This window comes from Ferruginibacter sp. (genome assembly GCF_014377975.1).
Lineage (GTDB): Bacteria > Bacteroidota > Bacteroidia > Chitinophagales > Chitinophagaceae > Ferruginibacter.
In genome coordinates, this window is sequence record NZ_JACMOO010000096.1 from 24,256 (window position 1) to 35,338 (window position 11,083).

Sequence of the window (11,083 nt, forward strand, 5' to 3'; positions counted from 1 at the left end):
TAATTAACAGGATGCGTTTACGGCTAAATATTTTTACAGCAGGGTTATCCGGGCTACGAAGCCCTGTGGTTCATCCTTGCATCGCCCTCTTGTACAAAAACAGCTTTGTTAATCTTTAATCTAAGCGTAGTATTTCCGCAGTATTGTGCAACAAAAAAACGCCGTTTATTTCTAAACAGCGTTCTAATTATTTAAAAAAAAGTTACATTATTTATTTCCGGTACGCTGTGTTCCGTAGCCTTGTCTGCCACCCCTGTCGCTTGAATGCATGCTGCGTCCACCACGATTAAAGGTTTTTAATTTTGGCCCACCTGCCTGTGGTATAAAAGAACCGGCACTTAACGGGTAAGGATGACTGTCTACCACCGGGATATTTTTGGCAATCAGTTTTTGAATATCCTTCAATTCTGTCCTTTCTTCCTGGTCGCAAAAAGAAAGCGCAATACCAGTATTGCCTGCACGGCCTGTACGGCCAATACGGTGAACATACGTTTCAGGTACATTCGGTAATTCAAAATTTATAACATGTGTCAGTTCATCAATATCAATTCCCCGGGCAGCAATATCCGTTGCTACCAAAACCCGCAGGTTACCATTTTTAAAATTGCTTAATGCATGCTGACGTGCATTCTGCGATTTGTTACCATGGATGGCAGCCGATGTAATATTTTCTTTTTGCAGAATTTTTACCACTTTATCAGCACCATGTTTGGTACGGGTAAAAACCAGTGCGGTAACAATTGCCTTATCTTTTAAAAGATACAATAACAAACCAGGTTTATTGGCTTTATCTACCAGGTACAAACTTTGTTCAATTGCATCAACGGTAGACGATACCGGGGTGACTTCCACCTTCGAGGGGTTGGTCAATAACACATTTGCCAGTGTTTGAATTTCCGGTGGCATGGTGGCAGAAAAGAAAAGGGTTTGCCTTTTTGCCGGTAATTTGATGATCACTCTTTTTACATCGTGAATAAATCCCATATCCAGCATTCTGTCTGCCTCATCCAGTACAAATATTTTTAAATGCTGCAGCCCGATATAACCCTGGCTCATTAAGTCCAACAAGCGGCCTGGCGTGGCTATTAAAATATCCACACCTCTTTGCAGTTGACTGGTTTGGTGCATTTGTGATACACCACCAAAAATTACGGTATGTGATAAGCCGGTATATTTTCCATACGCTGCAAAGCTTTCGCCGATTTGTATTGCCAACTCTCTTGTGGGTGTAAGTATCAGCGCTTTAATATGTTTGGGACCACGGATAGCAGGTTTATCTTCATACAAAATCTGTAAAATAGGAATAGCGAATGCCGCGGTTTTACCAGTGCCGGTTTGGGCGCAACCCAGCAAATCTTTTCTTTCAAGTATTAAAGGAATAGACTGTTGCTGAATGGGCGTGGGGACCGTGTATCCTTCATCGGCCAATGCCTTCAGGATAGGTTCAATTAATTCTAATTTTCTAAATGCCATTAAATGGTTTTGATTTTTTTGAGGCTGGAAAGACGTTGCATTTTCTGAATCAGCGGAAATATATTTACCACACCGGCTTACAACTTGCCGCATTATTAAAGTGGAGCAGGTGGCAAAGATAAGGATTTTTGCCTATCTGCGGGAAGGGGTATTATTAACGCATGCATTTACACAAGACTTGCCAATTATCTGTCAGGCTGAGTTCTGTAGTATTTTTTTAAAAGAAATTTTAAATATTTTAAAATTCATGTTACTGCTTACCATCAATAATCAAAGGCGTATTACCCTTACCCATTACAATCACTTTTGCATTGGCGCTTAGCGCAATTTCTTTCATGGCTTTTATTTGTTCGTATTGCAATTGCTGATCGGTGAGGCCGGTGTTAATAATTTTTTGATAATCGGCAATACCCTGTGCTTCTACTCTTTTTCTTTCTGCTTCCTGTTTTTCTTTCTGCAATACAAACTCCATTTTTTTGGCATCCTGCTCCGCATTTATTTTCGATTCAATCGATGCTTTTACCGAATTGGGGAGGGTGATATTTCTTACCAGCAACTGCTCCAGCATGAGACCTCTTTTTTAAAAATCATCTTCAATACTTTTATAAATGCGTTGCTGAAATTCATCTCTTTTGGAACCAAATAAATCTACCGCCTGGTAATAAACTGCATTGTCCCTGATTTTGGTACGGGTAATTGGCCGCACAATTTTATCCCGGTAATCCTCACCAGTTTCTCTTAATAACCTGGGTGCGTCTGCTCCCACAACCCTGTACAAAACAGTTAAATCAATCGTTACTTCCAAACCATCACTGGTTAATACCTTGATGGCATCATCACCTGCTTTATTGCCTTCATCATTTACACCGCTCATGGTATAATTTTGTGTTTTCACATCCAGCTTTTTTACATCCAGTAAAGGATTTATAAAATGAAGGCCGCTGCCCATAATGTCGTTTTGAATACTGCCGAACAGACTTTTTACTCCAATTTCACCAGCATCAATCTGCTTAACACAGGCAGTAGAAATACCCAGCAAAATAAACACCAGCGCCAGTATGCGACCGGCGCCTGCAAATTTTGCTGCAACCGGGTTATTTTTTACTACCACATTGATGGCAATAAAAATAATAAATCCCAATACGATTAATACCATGATAAAAATATTTTATGCTGCAAGATCATTAAAAAAAAGGAGAAGCCCCCTTAAATCCCCGGCGATGACTTTTGAACTCATGAATGATTCAGGAAAAATTTACTTCTCGAAAAGTACAATTAGAAAAGCGCTCTTACCCTTAATAAAACAGGATCTGCATGTTGTGCAAATCCTGTTAATCAAAAAAAATAAAATCTGCCCGAATTGTTAAGCGCTTCAAAAGTCCTCATTGGGAGATTTAGGGTCCCGGACCCTTTAATTATTCAACATCAACGGCATTACCAGCATCAGTAATTCTTCATTTAGATCTACTTCTGTTGGCTTGATAATACCCGCTTTTGTTGAGGTACTTAATTCAATTACTATTTCAGGTGTTTCCGCGGCGTTGAGCATTTCAATTAAAAATTTAGCATTAAAAGCTATCTGCAGGTCTTCGCCATCGTACTGGCAGGCCATACGTTCGTTGCCTTCAAAACTAAAATCCACATCCTGTGCAGCCAGCTGCAATTCGCTGCCACTGATGCTTAGGGCAACCTGGTTGGTACTCTTATTACTAAATACACTTACCCTGCGTAAGGCACTTTGAAAATCGCTTTTGTTTACCGTTAATTTATACGGATTATCAACCGGTATCACCACTTTATAATCCGGAAAACGGGCATCTATTAACCGGCAAACCAGTTCGGTACCACCATGTTTTACAAAAAGGTGATTACTGTTGTAAGATAATATAAGCTCATCTGCATTATCCGGCAAAGCCGTTTTTAAAAGGTTCAACGGTTTTTTGGGTACAATAAACGTATCCGTTTTTGGACAGCTTACATCATTTCTTTTATACTTTACAAGGCGATGTGCATCAGTAGCTACGCAGGTTAGACTGTTTTGAGCCAGTTCAAAAAATACGCCGGTCATGGCTGGCCGCAAGTCGTCATTACTTACCGCAAATAAACTTTTGTTGATAGCGGTAACCAGTGCAGAGGATGCCATAGTAAAAGCATTGGCATCGTCAGCCAACGGCTCTTTAGGGAAGTTATCCGGGTTTTCGCCCATTACTTTATACTTTCCGTTATCACTGGTAATTTCAACCCCAAAGTTTTTGTCAATGGTAAAAGTGAGCGGCTGCTCGGCTATATTCTTCAATGTATCCAGTAATATTTTTGCGGGTATACAAACTCTTCCACTGTCTTTAGCTTCAATATCCAGATGCACTTTCATTACCGTTTCCAGGTCGGTAGCAACTACGGTTAGCTGGCCTTTATCAATTTCAAACAAAAAATCCTCTAAAATTGGCAATACGGTGTTGGCGTTAATAACACCGCTAATTTGCTGGAGTTGTTTAAGCAAGGCAGAAGACGAAACAATAAACTTCATAATATATTTGTATTAAAAATCAAAGATAAAATAATGGCAGTAATGAATCCCAGATATTATTTGTACCCTGTTATTCCATTGCATCTTACTAAAGTAATTAAAAATTAACTGTCAGTTAAATTAATGAACGGGAATTTGTCCAATCACTTTATTCAGCCCCAAAACAGGTACCTGCGACAGTGATATCTACCGGTAACATTGCTTCAAAATGTATTATTTTCGATTCACAGATACTTCCTTTCATGCAACAACAATTTACTCCACACCAGGCTTTGCCAAAAGCTAAAAACTATTGTGCTTATCAGGAGCGCTGCCACAGCGAAGTAAAAGATAAATTATATGGCTTTGGTTTAAATAAAAACGAAACGGAGCAAATCATCTGCACCCTTATTGAAGAAAATTATTTAAACGAAGAACGCTTTGCCATTAGTTTTGCCGGTGGACATTTTAGAATAAAAAACTGGGGCCGGATAAAAATAAAATACGAGTTAAAGAAAAAAATGGTTAGCCCTTATTGTATAAAAAAGGCTTTGAGTCTGATTGATGAAGATGCTTATTTAACAACATTCAACCGGCTGGCAGAACAGAAGTTAAAAACCTTGAAGGGCGAAAAGAATTTGTTTATCAAAAGAAAAAAATTGCAGGATCATTTGCTGCAAAAAGGATATGAAAATGATTTGGTTAAAGAAATTGTAAATAAAATCTGATAGTTTAACAGCCGATTTTTTTATTCTATGAAGAAATAAAATCCTTCAGCCGTTTAAACTTTTTTTCTGAACGGGAGGCGAACAAATTACGGATGCCTGTTGAAAATACTTTTATTAACCGGGTAAAAAAAGGTTGGGTGGTTGTTTTAGTTTGCATGAGAATAGGATATTGATCTATAAAAGTACAAACCCTGCGAAGCCATGCCAAGAGTGGATTTGCTCAAATTTTAAAACAGTATTTCCCGAAGAAATTTCTTCGTTTTAACCCATTTAAAAAATAAGTACCCGACTTGATTTATCGATAGTTCAATTTTTAGTCAATAATCCTGATTGTCTACCCCCGGATATGATAAGCCTTTGGCTGCACAAAAGCCCGAATACCCTGATAAGACAAAGTAGCTCCAAAGCCGGAATTTTTTCTGCCCGACCATGGTAAAGTCCCGCTTACCCTATCGCAACAATTCCAGTAAACAGTACCTGTATTCATCTGTTGCATTACCGCTTCTGCTCTCTCAAAACTTTTGGAATATACCGATGCAGTAAGGCCATAAACAGTGTCCTGCATTAGTTGTATCGCTTCCGCATCATCGGATACTTTTTGTATTCCAACAACAGGGCCAAAAGATTCTTCGGTCATTACTTTCATCTGGTGATTTACATTTACCAAAACCGTGGGTTCAAAATAATAACCTTTGCCTGCAGGGATTCTACCACCACATAACACTTTTGCACCCAGGATCACTGCATCATCTACCTGTGCAGATAAAAATGCCTGTTGTTCTTTTCTGCTAAGCGGACCAATATCTGTACTCTTATCCAACGGATCGCCGATCCTCATTTTTTTACATTCTTCCACATAAGCATTTACAAAAGCGTCGTACACTTTTTCCTGCACATAAATTCTTTCCACTGCACAACAGCTTTGGCCACTGTTGTACACTACGCCTTCCAGTGCGTCTGCCGCAGCTTTCTCAATGTGCTCCACATCATCCATTACATACAATGGATCTTTGCCACCAAGCTCTAACTGGCAGGGTACCATTTTACCCGCTACTTTTTCGGCAATGTATTTTCCGGTGCGGTAACTGCCGGTAAAGAAATAACCATTTAGTGGCAAGAGCAATAATTGTTCCCCCACATTGCCATGTCCGATGGCTGTTTGAAAACAATTTTCAGGAACACCTGCTTTGTACAAGAGTGCCTGTATATGCTGCCCCGTTAAGGTGGCATATTCTGAAGGTTTATAAAAAACCGCATTCCCCCCAATTAGTGCTGGAATAAAAACATTTACGCCCACCAAAAAAGGATAGTTCCATGCAGAAATATTAGCGATCACGCCCAGGGGTTCGTACACAATTTTTTCTTTCGTTGCCCCTTCTGTGGTTACCCATTCTTCAGCAAGGTATTTTTCTGAATTGTCTATAAAGTATTTGATTCGGTCACGGGCACCATTGAGTTCATTGTAAGATTGCTGCAATGGTTTACCCATTTCGCTGGTAAGTGTAGCGGCTAATTCGTCTTTATGTTCTTCAAGCAAATCACAAAAATGTTGAATTGCGGCAATACGATCCGTTACATTGGTTTTTGCCCAGGCCTTTTGTCCATTGGTAAGCAATTCAAATTTTTCCTGGATGGTTTGACTGGTATCTTCTGTTATTTCTTTTATAACTGTTTCTGTTGCCGGATTGATAATTTTCATGCAGAATATTTAATGTTATTTTACTTGTGACGCTTGCTTGTTTTCAATGGAAATTTTAATCTCTTTTAAAAACCTGTCTCTTATATTTTTTGCGGCAGGCAGATTGTTTAAATGAAATTTATACATTCTTTCGGGATGCCATTGTATGGCAAGAAAGAAGGATTTATTTTCTTTTTCCGTCCATTCTACCCCCTCTATAATTCCGTCATCAGAACCACAATTAATGGTTAAGCCTTCGCCCAACACATCAATACATTGATGGTGAGCGCTGTTGGTTATTGTTCTGTCAACACCGGTAATTTCACTTAACAAAGTACCTTTTACTATATGAATGCCATGTGCTTTATCATGTTCTTCAAAACGATGGATGGCGTTGGCCGTTGCGCCAATGTCCTGCGTTAAGGTACCACCCAGCACACAGTTTATCAGCTGCATTCCCCTGCAAACGCCCAGCAATGGTAACTGGTATTGTTGGGTTATTTTAAATAGTGCCATCTCAAACTCATCTCTTTTTTTATCAAAATGCAATGGCGCATTTGGATAATTGATGACATCATTTTTATAAAATTCAGGATGCATATCCACACCTCCGGATAATACAATACCATCAAAATCCTTTATTGCATACAGATCAGTATTCAACGGTGATAAGGTTGTTATTTCGATTGCGTCGTTTCCTTTTAGCCAGTGTAAATAATTGCTATGTTTTTCGTCCGAGCCGGTATAGGTTACGCCAATTTTTATTACTGATTTCATAGTTACAAAGCTTGGGTATACAATTGTTTAAAGTCCTTTTTTGTTACCGGTTTAGGATTATTGGGATGGCAAAAATCTGCCAGCGCAAGGTCACTCAGGGTTTCAATATGTTCTTCTTTTACTCCAATATCCCGCAGCCGAACCGGCATGCCTATCCGCTGGTTTAATTCAAACAAATGACTGACTACTGCCTCACCGGTTGTTTCGCTCAGATCCATCGCCAGTGCCATTCTTTTAAATTCAGTCTCCAGTCCGGGTGCATTAAAACGCATGCCATACGGCAGGTTTACCGCATTGGCCAAACCATGGTGTGTATCCAGCAAAGATGACAATGGATGCGCCAGCGAATGCACCACACCCAATCCTTTTTGAAAAGCCACTGCGCCCATCAGTGAAGCAATCATCATTTTACTTCTTGCTTCAAGAGTGGGTTTATTTACTGCCGCTGCAATGGATTGATTGATCAGGTAAATTCCTTCCAGGGCAATACCACCCGCCATAGGATGAAAGTTTTTTGCGATAAAAGCTTCCATGTTGTGCGTTAATGCATCCATACCGGTTGCTGCTGTTATAAATGGTGGTAATTCCATGGTCAGCAAGGGATCTGCAAAAACTATTTTGGCCATTAACTTTGGAGCAAACAAAATTCTTTTGCGGTGTGTATCATCTTCCGAAATAATAGCACTTCTTCCTACTTCACTTCCGGTACCGCTGGTTGTAGGCACTGTAATAAAATAAGGAACTTCTTCGGTAACATACTGGTCGCCGCCCGTGAGGTCATCATAATCAAACAAGTCGCGGTGATGGTTGATGCGCAATACAATGGCCCTTGCAACATCCATTGCCGCGCCACCACCAATACCGATGATACAGTCCCGGTTGGTTGCTTTATAAACGTCGCCACCTTTTAACACATCACTTTTTACTGGGTTTTTGTGAATGTCTGAAAACACTTCTACGGAAATTGATTTTGCTGTAAGGCTGTCTTTAATATCTCTAAAAAAATCCAAGCTACTGACCATCGAATCGGTAACCAATAATGGCCTGCTTAAACCATTGGCTAATAAATGAGCGGGCAATTCTTTTACTACACCGGCACCAAAGCGAATAATTGTTGGAAAACTAAATTGTCTTATCACATTAAAATCTGTCATACAAATAATTTTATTTTTTTATAGAAACGCTGATGACCCGGAATTGGACGGATCATTACGGATTTTTTATAGTACACGGATAACGCAGACTGAACGGGTTATCACAAATTTCTTTATTACATTGCTATCCCTTTTTTTTAAACAATTATTATGACTTTCTGATGTAGGAAGCGTTTAATAAAGCTGCAAAAGTACAAGAGTGCGACGCCAATGAAGTTGAAAGTTGCTGCTGTATTTGCCCGGTCAAAAAAAACCTCTTAACGACTGGAACAACATTTTTTAAATTATTTCAAGGTATCTTTTCAACTCCCAGTCTGTTACTACTTTTGAAAATTGCCTCCATTCCCACTCTCTTGTTGCAGTAAAGTGTTCAACAAAGGCTGCTCCGAATAGTTGTTTTGCAATGGGCGATGTTTTCATTGCCTGCGTGGCATCCCACAAATTTTTTGGCAAGGTTCCATTTTTTTTATCTGCATAACCATTACCTACTGTTGCGGGTATTTTCAATTTTAATTTGTTGTTGATACCATACAAACCTGCGGCAAGGCAAGCTGCCATTGCCAGGTAAGGATTGCTGTCGCTGCCAACTACTCTGGTTTCTACCCTTGTTGAACTGCTGCTGGCCGGCAAAGCCCGCAATGCGGTTGTGCGGTTATCGATTGCCCATGTTAACGTGGTTGGAGCCCAGGCACCTTCTACCAACCTTTTATAACTATTAACTGTTGGTGCAAACATCGGTAAAATAAAAGGCAGGCAGGCCAGTTGACCAGCCATATAACTTTCCATTAACGAGCTCATTCCTGTTGTTGTTTTTTTATCATAAAAAAGATTTTGTTTCTTTGTTGTACTCCATAAACTCTGGTGAACATGACCACTACAGCCCGGTAAATTTTCATTAAACTTTGCCATAAAAGTAGCGATCACGCCATGGTTGTGTGCAATTTGTTTGGTGCCGCTTTTAAAAAGTACGGCCCTGTCGGCGGCTTCCAATATTTCTGAATACGTGATGGCAGCTTCGTACACACCGGGACCAGTTTCTGTGTGCAATCCTTCAATGGGTACACCAAACTTTTTCAGCAGTGTAAACAAGTCATTAAAATAATCATTTTTTTCTGCCGCTCTTTGCAGAGAATATCCAAACATGCCCTGTGTCATCGGTTTTGTATCCCGAAAATTTCCTGCATACAGTTGGTCTGTATTGTCTATCAAATTAAACCATTCAAACTCCTGCGAAAAATACGGCGTGTAACCTTTATCACCAGCCTGCTGAATGATTTTTTTTAATAAACTTCGGGGACAAATTTCCAGATCATTTCCTTTGCTGTCGCGAAAATCGGCTAGAAAAAGAGGCGTATCGTTATCCCAGGGAATTTGTCGAAAAGTATTTAAATCAATGGCTGCGGTTGCATCAGGATAACCTGAATGCCAGCCCGTATACCCGCTGTTATCGTAGGCTACATCACCGGCATCCCAACCAAATACCACATTGCAAAAACCAAATCCTTTTTCAACAATGGAAACAAATTTTTCGTAACTGATCATTTTACCACGCAGAATGCCATCGATATCGGTAACCGCCAATTTTACTTTTTCGGTGTTTTGTTCTGCCAACAGTTGCAGCACTTTATCCTTTGATAATGGTTGATTGGACATCTGTTTTTTGTTTTACAATAAAATGAAACCAAATATAAGCAAGTACAAGTATAGCAAAAAAGATCACTGCTAATTTTATATTCAGCGTTATCATTGCGATCATAGAAATTACAGCAATCACCAACGCAATGATGGGAAAATACGGATACATCGGCACCTTAAAAGGTCTGGCTAAACCGGGTTCCTTTTTCCTTAATATCAATACTGAAATCATGGCAAAGATGTACAGCATGATAGCACCAAACACCGCAATGGTGATGATATCTCCCGTTTTACCAGTGAACAATGCAATGATACCAATTGACATATTTAACAACAATGCGCTAACGGGTGTTTTAAATTTTGGATGAATTTTACCAAATAGTACCGGGATACAACCTGTTTTACCAAACTCATACGTAGCACGGCTTGCGGCCAATATCAACCCATGAAAAGAAGCTACCAGTCCCATTAAACCGATCGTAATTAATAGATGATATAACCAACCGCTATTGCCTGTTATTTGAGATAAAGCTAATGGCAACGGAGAATCGGAAGCTTCTGCACCTGGAGTTGGATATACCACTTTTTCCCAGCCACCAACACCTACAGATGAAGCAAATACAAGTGCACACAAAATAATTAAGGTGATCAACGCCGAGCCAAAACCTTTGAGTACATTTTTTTGAGGATTTACTGTTTCTTCTGCTACATTGGCTACCCCTTCGAGACCAAGGAAAAACCATACTGCGAAAGGTATTGCTCCCCAAACACCTTTCCAGCCATTGGGAAAAGCATTTTGGGTAAGGTTAGCCCAATGAAAATGTGGTAACGCTATGCCACTAAATAGCAATAACTCAAATACTGCAAAAGCGGTAATAATGAGTTCGAAAGTAGCAGCAGCTTTTACGCCATACATGTTAAGCGATGTAAAAATAATGTAGGCCACTACCGCAATACTGGTAACAGAAAACTGTGGAAAAAAAATATGAAAGTAAGCCCCGATAGCAGCCGCAATAGCGGGTGGCGCAAAAACAAATTCTATAATTTGTGCCATGCCGGCAACAAAGCCAATATCTTTTCCCATGGCTCTGGTAGCATAATCAAAAACGCCCCCTGCTTTTGGAATAGCACA

At 39.8% G+C, this 11,083-nt stretch carries 10 protein-coding genes; 1 reads left to right on the forward strand and 9 read right to left on the reverse strand.

Going from position 1 to position 11,083, the window contains the following annotated elements; genetic code table 11:
- Positions 1-207: 207 nt before the first annotated feature.
- The 4 genes from H7254_RS05815 to dnaN all read right to left on the reverse strand — a co-directional run bounded on the left by H7254_RS05815 (position 208) and on the right by dnaN (position 4,000).
- Positions 208-1,473, reverse strand: coding sequence for a DEAD/DEAH box helicase (locus H7254_RS05815; RefSeq protein ID WP_301932074.1), 1,266 nt, complete (start codon positions 1,471-1,473; stop codon positions 208-210).
- A gap of 250 nt (positions 1,474-1,723) precedes the next feature.
- Entirely contained in the window at positions 1,724-2,041 is a 318-nt protein-coding gene (locus H7254_RS05820) for a hypothetical protein (protein WP_301932075.1), read from the reverse strand.
- Between the two features lie 12 nt (positions 2,042-2,053).
- Entirely contained in the window at positions 2,054-2,629 is a 576-nt protein-coding gene (locus tag H7254_RS05825; protein WP_301932076.1) for an SPFH domain-containing protein, read from the reverse strand.
- Positions 2,630-2,884: 255 nt separating this feature from the next.
- Positions 2,885-4,000 (reverse strand): DNA polymerase III subunit beta, encoded by a 1,116-nt coding sequence (gene dnaN / locus H7254_RS05830; protein WP_301932077.1) that lies wholly within the window; start codon positions 3,998-4,000, stop codon positions 2,885-2,887.
- Positions 4,001-4,242: 242 nt separating this feature from the next.
- On the opposite strand from dnaN, the gene H7254_RS05835 reads away from it, so the two are divergent.
- Positions 4,243-4,707, forward strand: coding sequence for a regulatory protein RecX (locus tag H7254_RS05835; RefSeq protein WP_301932078.1), 465 nt, complete (start codon positions 4,243-4,245; stop codon positions 4,705-4,707).
- 334 nt (positions 4,708-5,041) lie between these two features.
- On the opposite strand, the gene H7254_RS05840 is transcribed toward H7254_RS05835, so the two are convergent.
- From H7254_RS05840 to H7254_RS05860, 5 genes are all read right to left on the reverse strand, one after another.
- Positions 5,042-6,406 carry an aldehyde dehydrogenase family protein gene (locus H7254_RS05840; RefSeq protein WP_301932079.1) on the reverse strand — a complete coding sequence of 455 codons (1,365 nt, stop codon included), beginning with the start codon at positions 6,404-6,406 and terminating at the stop codon, positions 5,042-5,044.
- 15 nt (positions 6,407-6,421) lie between these two features.
- On the reverse strand, positions 6,422-7,162 hold the full coding sequence (locus H7254_RS05845; protein ID WP_301932080.1) for a gamma-glutamyl-gamma-aminobutyrate hydrolase family protein: 741 nt from the start codon (positions 7,160-7,162) through the stop codon (positions 6,422-6,424).
- Positions 7,163-7,164: 2 nt separating this feature from the next.
- Positions 7,165-8,316: an iron-containing alcohol dehydrogenase gene (locus H7254_RS05850; protein ID WP_301932081.1), complete on the reverse strand. Its 1,152-nt coding sequence runs from the start codon at positions 8,314-8,316 to the stop codon at positions 7,165-7,167.
- A 279-nt stretch (positions 8,317-8,595) separates the two neighbouring features.
- Positions 8,596-9,969, reverse strand: a complete 1,374-nt coding sequence (locus H7254_RS05855) for a glutamine synthetase family protein (RefSeq protein ID WP_301932082.1) — start codon at positions 9,967-9,969, stop codon at positions 8,596-8,598.
- On the reverse strand, positions 9,941-11,083 hold a 1,143-nt coding region (locus tag H7254_RS05860), incomplete at its 5' end, for an amino acid permease (protein WP_301932083.1). The genes H7254_RS05855 and H7254_RS05860, both read right to left, overlap by 29 nt.